The organism is Flavobacterium sp. T12S277 (assembly GCF_048514875.1).
Taxonomy (GTDB): Bacteria; Bacteroidota; Bacteroidia; order Flavobacteriales; family Flavobacteriaceae; genus Flavobacterium.
This window is the reverse complement of the sequence record NZ_JBLYEG010000002.1, coordinates 1-16,943: the sequence shown is the minus strand read 5'-3', so window position 1 is coordinate 16,943 and position 16,943 is coordinate 1. Positions and strand designations below refer to the sequence as shown.

Below are 16,943 nucleotides of genomic sequence, written 5' to 3'. Positions count from 1 at the left end.
ATCTTAATTGGGCATTTTGTTTAAAAAAAAGTATTTTTACTTTATGAAAATCGCACTTATACAATCAGATCTTTATTGGGAAAATGCTTTAGAAAATAAAAAGCAGTTTGAGTCCAAAATCAATCAAATCGATTCCGAAGTCCATTTGATCGTGTTGCCGGAAATGTTTTCAACGGGATTTACGATGAACGCCGCTGCAGTTGCCGAAACGATGCAGGGGGAGACTATTTCGTGGATCCAGTCTTTGGCGAGAACGAAAAATGTTGCTATCGCGGGAAGTCTGGTTGTTGTTGAAAATGAGAAGTATTACAATCGGATGGTATTTGTTTTTCCGTCAGGCGAAATTCAGTATTACAACAAGCGTCATTTGTTTTCACTTGCAGGAGAAGATCAGTTCTATACCAGCGGAAACGAAAAAGTAATTGTAGAATATCTCGGTTGGAAGATTTGTTTGCAGGTTTGTTATGACTTGAGATTTCCGGTATTTGCCAGAAATGTCGAGAACTATGATTTGTTGCTGTATGTGGCCAACTGGCCAAAAGTAAGAACCAATGCCTGGGATGCTTTGCTTAAAGCGCGTGCGATCGAAAATCTAAGTTATGTGGTTGGAGTTAATCGCGTAGGTTTGGATGCCAATAATTACGAGCATATCGGACACTCACAAGCGATTGATTTTTTAGGAAATTACATTCTGGAGCCACAGGAAACCGAAGCTGTTTTTGTGGTTGAACTGGATAAAAATGTGATGTTGGAAACCCGAAAAAAACTCGATTTTTTAAGCGATAAAGACCAGTTTAGTATTGATTTTTAAAGCTAATTGTAAAGATTATTTTTGAAGCTCGTCTAAGATTACGATTTCATTTTCGGGGTTTTTAGTGCGGATAGTAATTTTTTTGTATTCCCATTCTGCTCCTTTTTTAACGGCAGCTATGTCTAGCTTGCCCTTCTTTTTGGTTCCTTTAATCCTCACAGACAAGTTGACTGTATTGTGGTTGTTCGAATAAACGATGTTTCCTTCGAGGATAGCGAGTTTGTCGAGTGGCTCAATTTTTCCTATGTTTTCAAGAGTGTTTGGATTCTCATTGGCCTTATCAATTGCCTTTTCAAAAAGCAGCTGGTCTGAATAGGCCTGAGCGATATCGGTTATGCCTTCTTTAGAAGTTGAGCTGGCCAAAAGCGCTATCAAAAGGATACAGAAAAGAGTGGAGGGTAAAAACCATTTCCAGTTTCTTTTCAGCCAGTTTTCTTTTTCAACCAAATCGTTTTCCATAGCGCGGTACTCAGGGATTAAAATCTAGAATGCTTTTCTTTTCTTCTCTTCCTCTTTTTTCTTTTTCTCGATTTGTTTTTTCTCCACTTCAGGATTGTACGGAACACTTAAATCAATGGCCTGATCGACATCCCAGTTGGTTCGGACGTCTACACTGGTTTGGAAATAGAACACTTCTTCGGCATATTTTTTATTTAGGAAATCTCCCGAATCGTAAATTTTGTTCTTATTGTCGTCGTAGATTATTCGAATTGTAAATTTATCAGGCACCAATAAGTTAAATTCAATTTTAGTTTTGCCTTCCGAGTAATCGCTGGCATATACCACATCGCCTTTTGCGTTAGTAGCTTCGATTATAATTGGAAAACGTTTTACATTCTGCAGGTTCAAAACAAGATTCCCGTAATCGGCAGGTTCTTTTGTGCTTAGTTTGATAGACAGGGTGTCGTTCGATTTGTCATAAAAATCAGTCAGTGCGCCCGGTAAAAAGGTCATAGTGTATTTTTCAAGAGGTTCTTTTTTGAAATCAACATAGAACTTTTGTTCAAATTCATCATATTCTGTGGTGAAAGCTACCCCAAGTGAATCTTTATTGGTCAGTTGGATTTTTGCTTTGTCAAACTTTACCAGTGGCGTGGCCGATTCTAAGGTAAAACGATCCCTGAAATTGATGGTTCCGTTTTGTACAGCAGTTATGTTTAACGTGTCTTTCTTTTGGTCTTTCACTTTTAAACTAAACCTCTTGTTGTATTTTTCTTTGCTTACTTCTACAGCTAAAGAATCTGCTTTTAAAGGTTTGTACCAAATTTGTAACGAATCTTTTTTAGGAAGAGCCGTAACAATCGTTTCCAAAGTTTCATTGCCATGTTTCAGGACAACTTTTGGTTTGGAAAGTTTAAAATTTTGTTTGCCCTCATAAGGAAGATAGAGTTTATTTCCCGATGCCTGTATGGGTTTTACTGCTTTAAAAGGAAGTGTTTCCTTGAACAATTCGAGCTCAAAAATAGTGTCGTTCGGAACGGTGATATAATGTTTGATAAACCCGATTTTGTCGTCTTTAGGGTTGTATCTGTTGTTGTTTCCTTTGTCTTTCAGGGCTACTAACAGGTATTTTCCGGCCTTTAAATTTTCTAATTTAAAAGTACGCAAACTGTCCAGAGTGTTGGTGATGTAACGTGGACTCTGTTTGTAAATCAAAGAATCTTTATAAGTATCATTGACTTCATACAGCATTACCGAAACAAAATTATCAACGTTTTTTTCATACGCATCTTTAATTTGTCCGCCTATCGAAAGTGAGTCAATATGGGGTCCTGTCGAGAAAACATATTTAAACTGGTTCATAGAATTCCCTTCATTATTGTCTGCAATACTTTGTCCGAAGTTAAAACTGTAAGTCGTGTTAGGCTGTAAAGTATCTTTTATTTTGATAGTGATTACTTTGCTGGCAGTAGTGGGTAAAATTAACGGCTCACGTTTCATCGGAGGTGAAATAATAAGCTGTTTGTTGAGGTTTTTAAGTTTTACGTACTCATCAAATCCCAGAATAATTTCATTTCCTGTAAAATTAGTACTGAAATTTTTAGGCGAACTGTATCTTAAAACGGGAGCCAGAGTGTCTTTTAGGCCACCGGTAATGCTGCCTCGTTTGGCACAGCTCAACATAAAAAAGACCAATAAAAATGCAATATATCTGAGGTTGTTTTTCAACATAACGGTTTCTAAAATTTAATAGCACAAAATAACGATTATATTTGCTTTAATTGAAATTTTTTATCCATTTATTAGGATTTACAGCTTTCGCCAATTGCTGTTTTTTTGAAATTTCAAGACCATAACAGCATATAATTTCTTACTTTTGGGTTCAAATATAATTTCTCCTGAGTTTTGATAAAAAGATTTTTTATTGGTTTCCTGATTTTTTTTCTGATTTCCTGCAGTAAAAATGAAAAGCCAATTGTTGCTTTTTATTATTGGAAAACCATCCTGAAACTATCTGAAACAGAAAAACAGCTGTTGAAGGATAATGATGTTAGTAAACTTTATATCCGGTATTTTGATATTGGCCTGCATCCTCAAACGCAGGAACCTATTCCGTTAAGTCCTATTCGCTTTCAGGAAAATATCAAAGCTTTTGAAGTCGTTCCGGTAGTTTTTATTCAAAACAAAGTGATGTCTATGCCTCGTCTTGATGTTAATGATTTGGCTCAAAAAACAGTTCATCTGGTAGAAGAAATCAATACAAAGAATAAAATCGCCTCTCATGAAATTCAAATCGATTGTGACTGGACGTTGAAGAGCAAAGACAACTACCTTAAGTTTATAGAGCGTGTAAAAGAACTTTCAAAGCAAAAACTTTCGGCTACAATTCGTTTGCATCAGGTAAAATATTTTAAGAAAACCAAAATCCCGAATGTGGATTCCGGAGTTTTGATGTATTACAATATGGGATCCATTGCTCCCGATTCGCTAAACTCGATATACGATCAGAAAATCGCTGCACGGTATTTGAAGAGCCTTAAAAATTACCCGCTGCACCTTGATTTTGCTTTGCCAATATATTCCTGGGGAGTGCACATCCGGAACCAAAGAGTGATTGGTTTGCGATCCAAAATGAATGTGAGCGAACTTAAAAGCGATCCAAATTTTCAGCAGTTGAGCAAGATCTTTTTTAAAGTAAAAAAATCCAATTATAAAAACGGAGTATTTTACGAAGAAAATGATCTGTTGAAAATAGAGGCGATTGCAGCAGAAGATTTAAAACAAATGGCAGAAGAGCTGGAAGAAAATGTAGCTCAAAAGCCAAAAGAAATTATATTTTACGATTTAGACGAATTCAATTTAAAAAACTATGAAAAGAATATTTTTGAACAAGTTGTTTCTTGTTTCTAGTGCCGCTTTACTTTTTGTATATGGGATAATCTATGCCTGTGGAGGCGGGGATGATTGGGACTTTTTTGGTTACAATTCCAATTTTACACCTGAAGCTTTTGCAGATAAATCGTATGCCCCGCTTTTCTTATCGGGTGATATTTTTTATGGAATTGGTTTTGATACTGAGCATAATTCCAGATTTAATGAAGATATAAAATCCGATTGGGAGACTTATTTAAAAGGCAAGGCAGATACTGCAACAGTCAATTATTTTTTAATTGGAGAGAAAACACCGATGTATTCTTCAGAGAAAAAAACGGCTCAAAATAAAGCCGATATTACACAGCTTCATGTTTTTTATAAGAACAAGAAAGAAAATCAGACCTCTTTGAAATGGGGGAAAAAAATCAACCTGAAAGAGGCTAAAATTAAGAGTTTTATAGAGTTTTTGTATCTGGCGCAAAAAATCGAAACCGTTTCTATTGGTGAAGATTACTGGAGTTACGATCCGGCTGTGGCAAAAACGTTTAAAGATCTGAAAATGATTCAGTCCATTGAAAATGTGTACAATACAACTGCCGATCCGTTTTTGAAAAACAGGTATTGGTTTCTTACTGCGAAGGCTTATTTTTATAGCAGCAATAAGAAAAAAACAATTGAATTTTTTAATAAAACCGAAGCTTCGGTTCCTAAAAATGTATTGTACTATCGTGCGCTTTCGTATGTGGCCGGAGTTCATCATCAGCAAAATAAGTTTGCAACCTCTAATTATTTGTACGCAAAAGTGTTTGATAAATGTCCGCAATTGCGAACGGTTACGGCTTATTGTTTTAAACCGAAAAACGATGCCGATTGGATTAAGTCACTGGCGATGGCTAAAAACAATAAAGAAAAAGCAGCACTTTGGGCCGTTCATGGTTTTTATAAAGATGAGGCGGAAGCAATCGCAAAAATCTACGACTTAGATCCCAAAAGCGAACATTTGAATTACCTGTTAACGCGATTGGTGAACCAACAGGAGCAGGATATTAATAATTCGTTTGAAGTAAAAACCAATTCTGACGACTACAACGCACCAGCGGTAAAGCAGACCATTGTAGAAAACAGGGAGGCCAATAAAGCCGTGATTAAAACGAAAGCTTTTGATTTGGTAGCAAAAATTGCAGCTGCCGGAAATACAGAGAAGCCTTATTTATGGGATATTTCATTGGGGTATTTGCAAACCTTAAAAGGAGATTATGCTGCGGCCGATAGCAATCTTAATAAAGCAGAGAAGACAATGCCTAAAACAGAATTGGCAAGCTATCAGTTGAGGTTGCTTCGTTTTGTAAACAATCTGAGCAAAATTGATAAGCTTACCGATAAAAATGAAAAGACGATTCTGGCCGATTTGAACTGGCTGTATCAGGAGCTTCCTAAAACCTATAAAGGACAGGAGTTTCGTTATCAAAATGCAGCGCAATGGAGTAAAAATTATCTGGCTACGTTGTACAGAGGAAAATCAAATCCGGTGATGGTAGAATTGTTTGGTGGTGATTCGCATTCTAATTCTTATTATTGGGGTGGAGGAAATGCTTATTATGACAACGAAAAGAATTTACTCGACATGAAAGCATTTTTGGCCAAGTCCAACAAATCTGAGATAGAGAAGATCGGAGTAGGAATTTATTATCTGAAATTAAAAGATATCAATAGTTTTCAGGCTGTTCAGGCGACGTACAAAAATAAAATTGCTGAGGCAATCACATTTATTCAACAGGCAGATTCTGTGCAGTATGCGGTTTTCTTAGGGAATCCGTTTAATGGAAACATCAAAGACTGTCACGATTGTGATCATACGGCGAATCAGAAAAAGAAATATTCTCAAATTGAGTTTCTGAATACTATTAAAGCCATGCAGGACAAGCTGGCTCAAAAAGAAGAGGTGTACACCAATAGTTTGTTGCTGGGGAATGCCTTTTACAACATTACCCATTTTGGAAACGCGAGAACTTTTTATGAAACGACTATTGTGGGCTATGGTTCAAGTCCGTATTCGTTTAGAGATTCAATGAAGCGAATGATTACCAATTGCGATCTTCCTAAAATGTACTATCAAAAAGCACTGGAAGCGGCAACCACAAAAGAGCAAAAAGCAAAATGTATTTATATGCTGGCAAAATGTGAGCGTAACGAATACTATAATAACAAGTACAACAATCTTAAAAACTGGTGGGAAGCCGACGAGGACAAAATTAATTTTCTTGCCTGGAGCGGTTTTAAAGCCTTGAAAAAAGACTATTCGGATACGAAGTACTATCAGGATGTTATTGCTGAATGTGGTTACTTTAATACGTATGTAAATCAATAATTGGAATTAAATTTTAGAGGTTATGGTAAATAAAATTGAGCATATCGGAATCGCGGTGAAGAATATGGAAGATGCCAATGTGCTGTTCGAAAAATTATTAGGAGTTCCGTCTTATAAAATGGAATCGGTAGAGAGTGAGGGGGTTTTAACTTCGTTTTTCCAAACCGGAACCAACAAAATTGAGCTTTTGGTGGCAACCAATCCGGAAAGTCCAATTGCGAAGTTTTTGGAGAAAAAGGGAGAAGGGATTCACCATATCGCTTTTGATGTCGAAGACATTCATGCCGAAATTGCCCGATTGAAAAATGAAGGTTTTGTGTTGATTAATGACGTTCCGAAGAAAGGTGCCGACAATAAGTTGGTGGTTTTTTTACATCCAAAGAATACAAATGGTGTTTTGGTGGAGCTTTGCCAGGAAATTAGATAAAAAAAAATCTTTTTTGGATTGGAAATAAGCGGTTGAAAATCAATTGTGTTTCAAGAAACATAGGGTGTTGTTTGAAATTAAATACAAATCATCTCCCAAAATATTTGGAGTGAATGAAAAATAGTAGTAATATTGCATCCTCAAACCGGTCCTATAGCTCAGCTGGTTAGAGCACCTGACTCATAATCAGGTGGTCCCTGGTTCGAGCCCAGGTGGGACCACTAATAAAATCAAGCCTTTACAGTGATGTAAAGGCTTTTTTATTTTCTTATGACGAGCATTTGACGAACATCAATTGTTTTATAATCAATTAGTTTTGTTTACTTTTATATAACTTAATTAATTATAATATGACCATTTATACCTACATCTTGTCATTTATTCTAATTTTTGCGAGAATTGTTGTTCCTGTATATCTGCTTTTTAGATTGTTTTTCATAGTTAAACCTCTATTTGTAAATTTATATTTTGAAGAGAAATTTAGATATTATGTAGGAATCAATAAAAGTAGGTTGTTGATCTTGGTTTTAATTTTTCTTTTATCATTTTTATTAGGAGTCTTTCTTGGTAAAGAAGTTTTGAGTGTTTTAGAAACTTACAAAATCTTATTAAATCTCTTTTTGCTTGTTTTTACCCAGTTTCTATTGTTTTATATGTTTGAAATAAAAACACCTAGCAGTATTTTTAAAATAGTAAAAGATTGTCTTGAAAACCCTAGCGAAATATTTAAACAAAGAGAAGTTGTTTTTGAAGAAAGTGATGTAATTGGATCAATGAATCAGAATGGTGTGAATTTTAAAGATGCCATAAATTTGACCAATGGAGATATTATTAAGCAGGTTCATCGAAGGGAGTTTGATTTAGTAATAGAGAAGTATATTAATATTTTTCGAGATAGTTCTTCAATTGAAAATCTTTATAAGTTATGCAATGGAATAGAAATAAAAGAAGGGTCAATTTTAATAAAAATAAATAATAAAAGAAATTCAAAACAGAACATAATTGAAATATTGACATCACTTTTCAATATTCAAAAAAATTGGAATTCTCATATTAAAGATAAAACAAACACCAAAATTATTGATTTTTTGAATAAGTATATTACAATAAATGAGGGAGATAAAATTTTACACATGAACGATTTTACACGATTATTTGAAAAATTGCCTTGATCGCTATGTAATATTTGATTACTCAAATATGTTTTTTAAAGATAAAATAAGCTAAAGTGATTTGTTCTGTTTGAGAATTTATTATTATTAGTTATTTTAAATATGTAAATTGTTTTTACACGATTTTTTACATAGCCAAACCTCCGTAAACTTGTTTCATAATTTAAAAATTAGAAACATGGATGCAAGCAATTTTACTTCCAAAATTGATCGATTGGAATTGATCGTAATGGAACTAGCAAAGAAACAAGATGCGTTTATTAAAAAGGCATTAATGAAACTATCTTTAAATAGTAAAGATGTTTATTCCTCTGAAGAAGCTGCCGAGTTTTTATCTATAGAGGTCAAATACATTTATCAGCTTACCCACCAACGAAAGATTAGATATTCCAAGAAAAAAGGTCAAAAGAAAATCTATTTTCGAAAAGCAGATCTTCTTGATTATTTAAACGGAGAAATCATTAGTACTTCTGAAGATCTTGAGAACACAAATGCTACTTTGTGGAAAAAATAAGGCGTTCAACTTCCGTAAAATGAACGCATAAAAATCTTTTATTTTTTAATCAAATTCTTATGACAAGATTGTAAGGATTATAATTTGAATCTTATGGACTTAGATATTCCTTATATCAGAGTAGGGACTTCCTATTTCAAAATTATTGATAAACCTTTAATCTCTGGCGATAAAGTAAAAGTAATGGTTCGGTGGAATCGTGAAACAATCATTTCAGATCATGGAAAATCATTTTTGAATAGCATACTTAAATTAGATGGATTTTGCTGTATTCCTAATCATTTTGGTTACGAGCAAATTGTAGATGATTTCTATAATACCTATCATGAACTCCCTAGCCAACCGATCTCTAAGGAATTTTCAATTCATGAACTCGAAAAATTGATTCCAAATTCATTACAATTTATTCAACATATTTTTGGAGACCAAACGCAATTAGGCTTAGACTATATAAAAATTTTATATGAAAAACCTACGCAAACATTGCCAATTCTTTGTTTAGTAAGTAAAGAGCGATCGACAGGAAAAAGCTCTTTTATAAAGTGGTTGAAAGCAATTTTTGGAATGAATATGACTTACATAAAAGGCGATTCATTTGGTTCGCAGTTTAATTCTGATTGGGCAAGTATGTTGCTCGTAGCGATTGATGAAGTCTTTTTTGATAAAAAGGAGATTACAGAACGATTGAAGTATCTTTCTACAACTGACAAAGATAAAATAGAAGCAAAAGGAAAGGATCGACAAGAAATTGAATTCTTTGCAAAATTTATTCTTTGTTCTAATAATGAAGATAATTTTATTCAAATAGATGAAGAAGAAATCCGTTTTTGGATTCGTAAAATATGTACTATAAATACAGAAGATGTATTTTTTCTTAAAAAACTGAACAAAGAAATTCCGTATTTCTTAAAGTACCTGCAAATGAGAAATTATTTTTCTCAACAAAAAACAAGAATGTGGTTTAAACCCGAACAGATTATGACAGCTTCCTTATTAAAGCTTGTAAATCGAAATAAAGAAGAAATACTTATTCTTGAATTGATACATGAATGTTTTGAGAAAATGGATGAGGATGAGTTGAAATTAGCTCCTAATGATATTTTTATTCTACTGAGGAAGCAAAATAACAGAATAAATATTTCTGCTAATGAAATAAGAAATATTCTCAAACGATGGGGTTTTACACCCGAAGACAATACGAAGTCTTATTGTGGAATTGAATTATTGTCGCATGGTGAATACGTAAAAGTAGATCGAAGAGGGCGTTTTTATACCATTAAAAAGATTTTGTATTATAAAATATTTGATGCTTTGATGCAAAATTAGTATAAAGTCTTGTAATTGAGTTAAATAGATCTGCATCAAAGCTTGCATCAAACTAAAAAAGACTCTTTTTTGATGCAAAACTGATGCAGGACAAAAATAAAGTGATGCACTGATGTAGCTATTGATGCAGTGTAATCTTAATATAATCAATGGATTATGTGGAATTTGCATCAAAATATCAAAAAAAAGCAAAAAATATAATTCTTTTTTCATTAGCAAAAAACAGACTTGCACAAAATCAAATTGAAGATTTATTAAAAAAAACACTTATGGAAAAGTTCAATTGTAAAATTGCAAATCAAATTGATTTAGTCGAGTATCTTGAAACACTAGGATATGAGCCATTAAAAATAAAAAATCAGGATTATTGGTATCTATCGCCATTCAGAAATGAAAACACACCCTCTTTTAAAGTGAATCAAAAATTAAATTCATGGTATGACCATGGAATAGGCAAAGGAGGAAATGTAGTCGATTTTGGGATTGAATATTTTAGATGCACTGTTTCTGAATTTTTACAACTTTTAAATGGTAACAGTATTTCCTCCGGTGTAAGTTTGTCATCTAAGAATGACAAACGACAGTTTTCAAATTCAAGAATTGCAAATGAAAAGAAAGATAATCCCCTTGATAAAATTGTCATTGTTGATGTACGCACATTGGAAAGTAAAGCACTACTGGATTATTTAGATAAACGAAGCATTTCACAAGAGATTGCAAGACACTATTGTAAAGAGATTGATTTTTATTTAAATAATCGAAAGCATACTGCAATTGGATTTCAGAATATTTCAGGAGGGTATGAACTCCGAAATGAAAATTTTAAGGGTAGCAGCTCACCAAAAGATATCACTTTCATAGATAACCAAGCAAAATCAGTTGTTGTTTTTGAAGGCTTTTTTGATTATCTCTCTTATAAAATGATGAATCAAAAATCGGTTAACCTACAAACAAATTCCTTGATACTTAATTCACTATCTTTTTTTAACAAGTCGGTACAGTTAATGGAAAAACATGAGAGAGTCGATCTTTATTTAGACAGAGATTCCGGAGGTTTGAAATTTACTCGTGAAGCCCTCCAAAGAGATTCTACAAAATATACCGACCAAAGTTTTTTATATGAGCAAAAGAAAGATTTAAATGAATGGTTAAATCAGAAACAGCAAGTTAATCGAGGTCATAGTTTTAGGCGATCTATATAACGTCCGAGTGGTAGCCAGCTATGTTTTGGTAAAACCAAAACGCTGGCTCCCCTCATGCTGCCGCATTCGTTGAGAGGGATTTTTTTCATGCATCCGCATTCAAAAAATAAATGATAAGAGACTATGGAAGAGAAAGAAATAAAAAAGAACAGAGGAGGAAGACCCAAAAAGGCTGTAAAAAGAGATCAGCTTATGGCAATTAAATGTACGCTCTACGAGCGCAAAATAATTGAAGCCAAAGCCAAAAAATTAAATCTTAGCGTTTCCGAATATCTTCGTGAAATCGGATTAACGTCAGAGATTGATTACAGAAATAAAGCCCTTCCGAAAGAAATCCTAAGCTTTACCGGAGTACTCAACCACATGGCAGCCAACCTGAATCAAATAGCTAAAAAGAGAAATAGCAATGATGAATTAAGCCCGCTTGAACGGGCAGAATTAAAAGTGCAGTCAGGTCAGGTTAAAGATCTTGCTGTCCAAATTAAAAACTTTATGTCATGATAGGTCATGTAAGTATAGGCCGCTCTTTTTACCATTGCATTAGCTACTGTCTGGAAGATAAAAGAGAATTGTCCGACGAGAAAAAGCTTGCACTTGCAATGCAAGACCATTTGCAGCATAAAGAGCGTGCAGAAGTATTAGAATATAATAAATGCTTCGGAAACAAATATGAGCTTACTGGACAGTTTAAGGATGTTAGGAAATTAAGCAGGCGTGTTGAAAAACCAATGTTGCATCTGACTTTACGTTTAGCCCCAGAAGATACATTGACCAAAGAACAATTAAGAGAAGTTGGTAGGGAATGCGCTAAGGAGTTTGGTATAGCAGACAACCAATATATCTGTGTACTGCATAAGGATACCAAAGAGCAACACATTCATATTGCAGCCAATCGTGTTGGATTTGACGGCAAAGTTGCCAATGATAGCAATAGCTATAAACGCATGGCTGAACTTTGTCGTCGTCTTGAGAAGAAATACGGTCTTCAGGAAGTATTAAGCCCAAGAGCATTCCTGTCCCCTAAAGACAGGTTATTGCCTCGTCATGACAGTAGAAAAGAAAAAATAAAAGCAGATATTCAACAGACATTAAAGTATGCCAGTTCCTATTTAGCATTTGAAAGACATATGCGGGAGTTGGGTTATAAAGTTCTTAAGGGCAGGGGGATTTCTTTTATAGATGATAAAAAAGTAAAAATAAAAGGAAGCGAAGTTGGTTTTTCATTGATGAAAATTGAAAAGATATTGCATCAGAAACAACAGTATGTCATGAAAAATGCTGGTAAAGAAAAAAATTATGGCAGAGATATTCAGTCAGTATCTAATTCTTTTAACACTGAAAAACAAAACAAAGAAAAGCAAAGCTATAGTTTAGAAAGACCAGGAGAAACAGTTGTTAAAGAGGTTTTAGGAGTTATAGGACAATTAATGAATCCTGAATATGAGCCGGATTATATCGATCCGGAATTACAGAGAATTCCTCAAAAGAAAAAGAAGAAATCAGTATTAAGGAGATGATATTAAAAAATAAAAAATATGGAAACAAATTCAAATACAGACAAAGGTCATATAGAAAGAGAGACATTACAATTAGTACTGGAGGAATTTACACTGGAACAGAAAACAAATAATCAGCATATTGAGGTGCTTATTACTGCAGTTAAAAACGTAGAGAATAAAATCGATGCGTCTAAAAAGGAACATAAAATAGAAAAAAATGTTTCAGAACAATTGGATATTAAGCAAATTGAGGCTATTCTTCAAAAAGGGTTTTTAGACATAAAATATATGATTGGTAGGCAACCAAAAAGTATCGTTAGGAAATTCCAGATTTTGTTCTTTCCTGAACAGGATGCAAAACTGTTTTATAAAATTGTTTTTAGTAGGTGGTTTTTATGGCTTGCTATAATGGTAGCCCTAAGCAATCTTTACAGATGGGGAATACATTATAACGATAATAATAAAGAAATTGAAATGCAACAAATTCAAAATGATAGGATAAGAAAAGCTTGGGAGTATATGTATGATAATAACAATAAAGAAACTAAAAAACTTATGAAAAAAGCCTATGTAAACTCAATAGAAAGCAAATGATGGTGGTTTAATAACCCCATCATTTTTTTAACTTACACAGTTAGTGAGACACTACCATCTGAAATTCTAAACTTGCTCAAAAATACTTTTAAACTGATACAAGATTCTCTCGATTAAACGCAAATCTTCGGTTACGATTTCGGCGTTTCCTTTCATTTCCTGCTGAAATATGATTTTTTTCTTATAGGAGATCTCCAATCCGTTTGGAAGTGCTACATCCAACAGTAAATTTCCATCTTTATCAGGGACAAGAGAAATATTGCGGATCTTTCATTTTAACACCCCGAATTCTCTGTCGGGGAAATTTGCCAGTCTGATGTTTACCTTTTGGCCCACTTTTATTTTTCCGGAATTTAAAGCCGGAGCCTTTACTTTTCCAACAAATCCATTCTTAGTATCGGGAATAATCGAAAAGACATTATCGCCAACATTAATTGTCTGATTCTCTGTCCAAACCTGCAAAAAAGTAACCACTCCGCTCACCGATGATCTTAAAGTATAGGCCAGCTCCCAATCTTTTATTACTTTTTTGAGCTGATAAAAAGACTGTGCCATATTCCTTCCTAATGTAACTTCTTCTTTAGTACCACTAATTTGCGAGTTCTGACTTAACTTAGAGTTATCAATCAAAGCTGACTTTAGCTGAGAAATAGAAGACAGGAGGCTTTTGTAATTCTTTTGTGCCTGAAGAAATCCCAGTTTTTTGGCTTCCATCTCCTGTGCAGAAATTGATTCCTTTATTGAATAGCGTTTCAAATCTTGCAATTTCATTTTTCTGAAGCTGTAATTCGCTTTCGTTAATTACTTTTTGCTGTTGCAAAATTTCCAGTCTTTCTTTAATCTGAACCTTTTCAGAAACCTGAGCTCTGTTTTCAACAGCAAAAGGCTGCAAGTCTTTATTTAATTGTTCAGCCTGATAATCTTTCTGAAAAACAGCAAAAGCACTTTCGATCTCACCCAATTGTGCGTTTTTCAACAATTCAAAAGGAAAGGCTTTCTTCGGATTATTGATATTATATTCTTCAACGATCTTTTTTAGCAAAAAAACATCATTGTAGTTGGCCGTATTTTCGATAATGGCAAGTGTAGTATTTTTTGAAACAACAGATTTGTCTTTTACCAGAATTGCTTCAATACGTCCTGAAGACTTAGAGACTATTTTCTTTGGCGGAATATTGGTAGTAATTACAATTTCGGTATTAACAACATCCGGATATTTGATAAACCAGGACATAAAAAAAGCATAAAAATGATGACGAATATCAAAACGGTTCCCAACGTATCATCCAATGCGGTACTTTGGTGAGAATGTCCTGAATTTCTTCACTTCTTAGTTCGAATGTAGTATCTTCCGCCATGACTTAATTTCCTAATTGTAATTGATTTTTAACCAGTTCAAAATAATTCCCTTTTTGCTGTACCAGCACAGAATGACTGCCAATTTCGATGATTTTCCCTTTGTCTAAAACCACAGTTTGATCGGCATTCATAACGGTACTTAAGCGGTGTGCAATAACTACTACCGTTTTATCTTTAAAGAAAATATCCAGCTTTTGCATTATTTCTTTTTCATTATTCGCATCCAAAGCTGATGTAGCTTCGTCAAAAAACAAAATTTCCGGGTTTTTATAAACTGCTCTTGCAATTAACAAACGCTGCTTTTGCCCCGTGCTCATTCCTAATCCCTCAGCGCCAATTTTTGTATTGTAACCTAACGGTAAACCGCTTATATATTCTTTTATATTCGCAACATCAGCAGCATAAACTAAACTTTCTTTATCGACCTTGTCAATACCAATCGCAATATTATTGGCAATAGTATCACTAAAAATAAAACCTTCCTGCATAACAGCCCCAATATTCGATCGCCACGCTCGTTGAGAAATATTTTTCAGTTGTGCATTTCCAATGTTTATCTCTCCCTTTTCAGGTTCATAGAATTTAAGGAGGAGTTTCATCAGGGTTGTTTTTCTGCTTCCGCTGACACCTACTATTGCAGTGACTTTATTCGCGGGAATTTTCAATGTTAAATCCTCCAAAACAGGAATATCGGAACCTAAATAGTGATAGGAAAGATTATGGATATCGATGTCTGAATCGTAAGGAACATCACTGGTCTGATGGACTTCCTGTTGTGCTTCGTCTTCTTTCTCATGAATTTCAGATAATCTGGCCAGTGATATTTTAGCATCCTGAAGCTCTCTGACAAATTCTATCAGTTGTGCAATGGGGCCATTTAAACCTCCTACTATCGAACTTATCGCCAGCATCATCCCGGCGACTCCACAAAAAAGCCTGTAAACTCAACGTTTACAGGCTTTTTATTTTTTTGTTGCCGTTTTTGTTGCCGTTTACTATCCACTAATAACTTCTTTTTAATGTAGCGATAATTTATTCTTATTGTAATCATTATCTATTTTAATTATTCTTTTTTATTAAAAAATTCTTACTTTTGAGCAACTTATAACTTTAACTTAAAAAACTTTTTTAATGAATCTACAGTTACTCAATACAAAAAAAAATATCAATTTTATGAAAAAACCCCTATTTCTTCTAGTTCTCATTCTAGTTGCTACTTTAACAAGTTGCGATAGCGACAACCAAATAGAAAATACCGAGAAACAAATAAATTCAGATAACCAAATTAAGATTTTAGCTGACACTTATGGATACACTTTAGAAAACTCAAATAGCAAGAAAGCAAATAATCAGAAACCAATTTATAAGACATCAAGTTTAGCAGAATTAGAAACTACATTAAAATCACTTAAAACTAATTTTGAGACCTCTAAAATGAAAAGCTCAAATGATATTTCTACGATAGACGATTTAGGATCTCAGAAATGGAAAAAAATATTGCAGGACAATTTAAAAAACAACAAAACTAGTAAAAATGCTGATACTAGTGATGATCCGCCATACAAATATTCCTCTACACTTTATTTTGACAACAGTTTTCCTGCAGCAAATATCGCTGTTAGAATCGATTATAATCTAGATGCTAATGGTAATGTTAGTGAATCATCTGTAACAACATACAAATATGGTTATGATATGGCGGGAGATTACTCCCAGACAGCAGTAAATATAACTACCTATGGCAATATGATAGTTTTCGAAGCAATTGGTCAATTTTCGACTTCAATAGGCATAGGTTCATTTACCCTTAATAGTACAAACTCTGTGTCATACACTGGATATGTCAAAACAAATAAGTTTGGAGGAAGTCCTACAATGCAAATTTGGCAAGAACCATATATGGGACCGCGTGGGAATGACGATCAAAACACACCAAGAAACCAATAATTTTTTATTATGAATAAAAATCAAAAACGAATAAGATTATTTTTGAGAATAATCGGCACGTTATCAATAGCGATTTTTTTTATTTCAAAAATGTTTGAAATAGAGAGCAAATTAACTAACTACTTATTAATTTTAAGCGTATTATGCTTTTCAATAATTATAATATACACTTTAATAAAGTATTTAAAGAATAATTATTTTGTAAAATAAATTAGCCAAAAATAGACACAGGTTACCACTTTAATTTTTAAACATAACCTAGATTTTTAATAAGAGATAATGTGGAAAAACCGGTCAATTTGACCACCTAATTCCGGAGTAAATTGACCACCCGTTCCGGAGCAAACTGACCACCTGATTCCGGAGCAAATTGACCACCAGGTTTTGTGGTTAATTAACGATTAAAAAC

Annotated in this window: 17 protein-coding genes, 1 tRNA gene and 1 pseudogene; 13 read left to right on the top strand and 6 right to left on the bottom strand. The window is 33.7% G+C overall.

The window, feature by feature from the left end; translation table 11 throughout:
- Window positions 1-43 precede the first annotated feature (43 nt).
- Window positions 44-811, top strand: a complete 768-nt coding sequence (locus tag ACN1CN_RS04310) for an amidohydrolase (RefSeq protein ID WP_419134781.1) — start codon at window positions 44-46, stop codon at window positions 809-811.
- 15 nt (window positions 812-826) lie between these two features.
- Here ACN1CN_RS04310 and ACN1CN_RS04305 read toward each other — a convergent pair whose 3' ends face one another.
- A complete protein-coding gene (locus tag ACN1CN_RS04305) occupies window positions 827-1,270 on the bottom strand; it encodes a cytochrome c oxidase assembly factor Coa1 family protein (RefSeq protein WP_419134780.1) in 444 nt (147 codons plus the stop codon).
- A gap of 24 nt (window positions 1,271-1,294) precedes the next feature.
- Window positions 1,295-2,983: an Ig-like domain-containing protein gene (locus tag ACN1CN_RS04300; protein ID WP_419134779.1), complete on the bottom strand. Its 1,689-nt coding sequence runs from the start codon at window positions 2,981-2,983 to the stop codon at window positions 1,295-1,297.
- A gap of 174 nt (window positions 2,984-3,157) precedes the next feature.
- Between ACN1CN_RS04300 and ACN1CN_RS04295 the strand changes: the two genes are divergently transcribed.
- The 11 genes from ACN1CN_RS04295 (at window position 3,158) to ACN1CN_RS04245 (ending at window position 13,228) form a co-directional block, all read left to right on the top strand.
- The gene (locus ACN1CN_RS04295; RefSeq protein ID WP_419134778.1) at window positions 3,158-4,162 is read left to right on the top strand and encodes a hypothetical protein; all 1,005 of its coding nucleotides are present in this window, start codon (window positions 3,158-3,160) and stop codon (window positions 4,160-4,162) included.
- Complete coding sequence (locus tag ACN1CN_RS04290) at window positions 4,122-6,494, top strand: hypothetical protein (RefSeq protein ID WP_419134777.1); 2,373 nt, start codon at window positions 4,122-4,124, stop codon at window positions 6,492-6,494. Before ACN1CN_RS04295 ends, ACN1CN_RS04290 begins: the two co-directional genes overlap by 41 nt.
- A gap of 22 nt (window positions 6,495-6,516) precedes the next feature.
- Window positions 6,517-6,921, top strand: a complete 405-nt coding sequence (gene mce, locus ACN1CN_RS04285; RefSeq protein WP_264525545.1) for a methylmalonyl-CoA epimerase — start codon at window positions 6,517-6,519, stop codon at window positions 6,919-6,921.
- A 147-nt stretch (window positions 6,922-7,068) separates the two neighbouring features.
- Window positions 7,069-7,142 (top strand) — tRNA-Ile (locus tag ACN1CN_RS04280).
- A 129-nt stretch (window positions 7,143-7,271) separates the two neighbouring features.
- Entirely contained in the window at window positions 7,272-8,093 is an 822-nt protein-coding gene (locus ACN1CN_RS04275; RefSeq protein WP_419134776.1) for a hypothetical protein, read from the top strand.
- A gap of 178 nt (window positions 8,094-8,271) precedes the next feature.
- Window positions 8,272-8,607 carry a helix-turn-helix domain-containing protein gene (locus ACN1CN_RS04270; protein ID WP_419134775.1) on the top strand — a complete coding sequence of 112 codons (336 nt, stop codon included), beginning with the start codon at window positions 8,272-8,274 and terminating at the stop codon, window positions 8,605-8,607.
- Between the two features lie 93 nt (window positions 8,608-8,700).
- A complete protein-coding gene (locus ACN1CN_RS04265; RefSeq protein WP_419134774.1) occupies window positions 8,701-9,933 on the top strand; it encodes a primase-helicase family protein in 1,233 nt (410 codons plus the stop codon).
- A gap of 149 nt (window positions 9,934-10,082) precedes the next feature.
- Window positions 10,083-11,135: a toprim domain-containing protein gene (locus ACN1CN_RS04260; protein WP_419134773.1), complete on the top strand. Its 1,053-nt coding sequence runs from the start codon at window positions 10,083-10,085 to the stop codon at window positions 11,133-11,135.
- 123 nt (window positions 11,136-11,258) lie between these two features.
- Window positions 11,259-11,636, top strand: coding sequence for a plasmid mobilization protein (locus tag ACN1CN_RS04255; protein ID WP_419134772.1), 378 nt, complete (start codon window positions 11,259-11,261; stop codon window positions 11,634-11,636).
- On the top strand, window positions 11,633-12,652 hold the full coding sequence (locus tag ACN1CN_RS04250; protein ID WP_419134771.1) for a relaxase/mobilization nuclease domain-containing protein: 1,020 nt from the start codon (window positions 11,633-11,635) through the stop codon (window positions 12,650-12,652). Before ACN1CN_RS04255 ends, ACN1CN_RS04250 begins: the two co-directional genes overlap by 4 nt.
- A gap of 18 nt (window positions 12,653-12,670) precedes the next feature.
- Window positions 12,671-13,228, top strand: a complete 558-nt coding sequence (locus ACN1CN_RS04245; protein WP_419134770.1) for a hypothetical protein — start codon at window positions 12,671-12,673, stop codon at window positions 13,226-13,228.
- Window positions 13,229-13,294: 66 nt separating this feature from the next.
- On the opposite strand, the gene ACN1CN_RS04240 is transcribed toward ACN1CN_RS04245, so the two are convergent.
- From ACN1CN_RS04240 to ACN1CN_RS04225, 4 genes and pseudogenes are all read right to left on the bottom strand, one after another.
- The gene (locus tag ACN1CN_RS04240; RefSeq protein ID WP_419134769.1) at window positions 13,295-13,450 is read right to left on the bottom strand and encodes a hypothetical protein; all 156 of its coding nucleotides are present in this window, start codon (window positions 13,448-13,450) and stop codon (window positions 13,295-13,297) included.
- Window positions 13,451-13,498: 48 nt separating this feature from the next.
- Window positions 13,499-13,858 (bottom strand): HlyD family efflux transporter periplasmic adaptor subunit, encoded by a 360-nt coding sequence (locus ACN1CN_RS04235; protein ID WP_419134768.1) that lies wholly within the window; start codon window positions 13,856-13,858, stop codon window positions 13,499-13,501.
- Entirely contained in the window at window positions 13,851-14,462 is a 612-nt protein-coding gene (locus ACN1CN_RS04230) for a hypothetical protein (RefSeq protein WP_419134767.1), read from the bottom strand. Before ACN1CN_RS04230 ends, ACN1CN_RS04235 begins: the two co-directional genes overlap by 8 nt.
- 127 nt (window positions 14,463-14,589) lie before the next feature.
- Window positions 14,590-15,504, bottom strand: a pseudogene (locus ACN1CN_RS04225) (peptidase domain-containing ABC transporter); the annotation flags it as partial.
- Window positions 15,505-15,760: 256 nt separating this feature from the next.
- Between ACN1CN_RS04225 and ACN1CN_RS04220 the strand changes: the two are divergent.
- Window positions 15,761-16,534 carry a hypothetical protein gene (locus ACN1CN_RS04220; RefSeq protein ID WP_419134766.1) on the top strand — a complete coding sequence of 258 codons (774 nt, stop codon included), beginning with the start codon at window positions 15,761-15,763 and terminating at the stop codon, window positions 16,532-16,534.
- Window positions 16,535-16,943 lie beyond the last annotated feature (409 nt).

Bases quoted from the DNA above. Each gene is read 5' to 3' on its own strand.
- ACN1CN_RS04310 (WP_419134781.1), top strand. From the start codon at position 44: ATGAAAATCGCACTTATACAATCAGATCTTTATTGGGAAAATGCTTTA.
- ACN1CN_RS04305 (WP_419134780.1), bottom strand. From the start codon at position 1,270: ATGGAAAACGATTTGGTTGAAAAAGAAAACTGGCTGAAAAGAAACTGG.
- ACN1CN_RS04300 (WP_419134779.1), bottom strand. From the start codon at position 2,983: ATGTTGAAAAACAACCTCAGATATATTGCATTTTTATTGGTCTTTTTT.
- ACN1CN_RS04290 (WP_419134777.1), top strand. From the start codon at position 4,122: ATGAAAAGAATATTTTTGAACAAGTTGTTTCTTGTTTCTAGTGCCGCT.
- mce (WP_264525545.1), top strand. From the start codon at position 6,517: ATGGTAAATAAAATTGAGCATATCGGAATCGCGGTGAAGAATATGGAA.
- ACN1CN_RS04275 (WP_419134776.1), top strand. From the start codon at position 7,272: ATGACCATTTATACCTACATCTTGTCATTTATTCTAATTTTTGCGAGA.
- ACN1CN_RS04270 (WP_419134775.1), top strand. From the start codon at position 8,272: ATGGATGCAAGCAATTTTACTTCCAAAATTGATCGATTGGAATTGATC.
- ACN1CN_RS04265 (WP_419134774.1), top strand. From the start codon at position 8,701: ATGGACTTAGATATTCCTTATATCAGAGTAGGGACTTCCTATTTCAAA.
- ACN1CN_RS04260 (WP_419134773.1), top strand. From the start codon at position 10,083: ATGGATTATGTGGAATTTGCATCAAAATATCAAAAAAAAGCAAAAAAT.
- ACN1CN_RS04255 (WP_419134772.1), top strand. From the start codon at position 11,259: ATGGAAGAGAAAGAAATAAAAAAGAACAGAGGAGGAAGACCCAAAAAG.
- ACN1CN_RS04250 (WP_419134771.1), top strand. From the start codon at position 11,633: ATGATAGGTCATGTAAGTATAGGCCGCTCTTTTTACCATTGCATTAGC.
- ACN1CN_RS04245 (WP_419134770.1), top strand. From the start codon at position 12,671: ATGGAAACAAATTCAAATACAGACAAAGGTCATATAGAAAGAGAGACA.
- ACN1CN_RS04230 (WP_419134767.1), bottom strand. From the start codon at position 14,462: ATGTCCTGGTTTATCAAATATCCGGATGTTGTTAATACCGAAATTGTA.
- ACN1CN_RS04220 (WP_419134766.1), top strand. From the start codon at position 15,761: ATGAAAAAACCCCTATTTCTTCTAGTTCTCATTCTAGTTGCTACTTTA.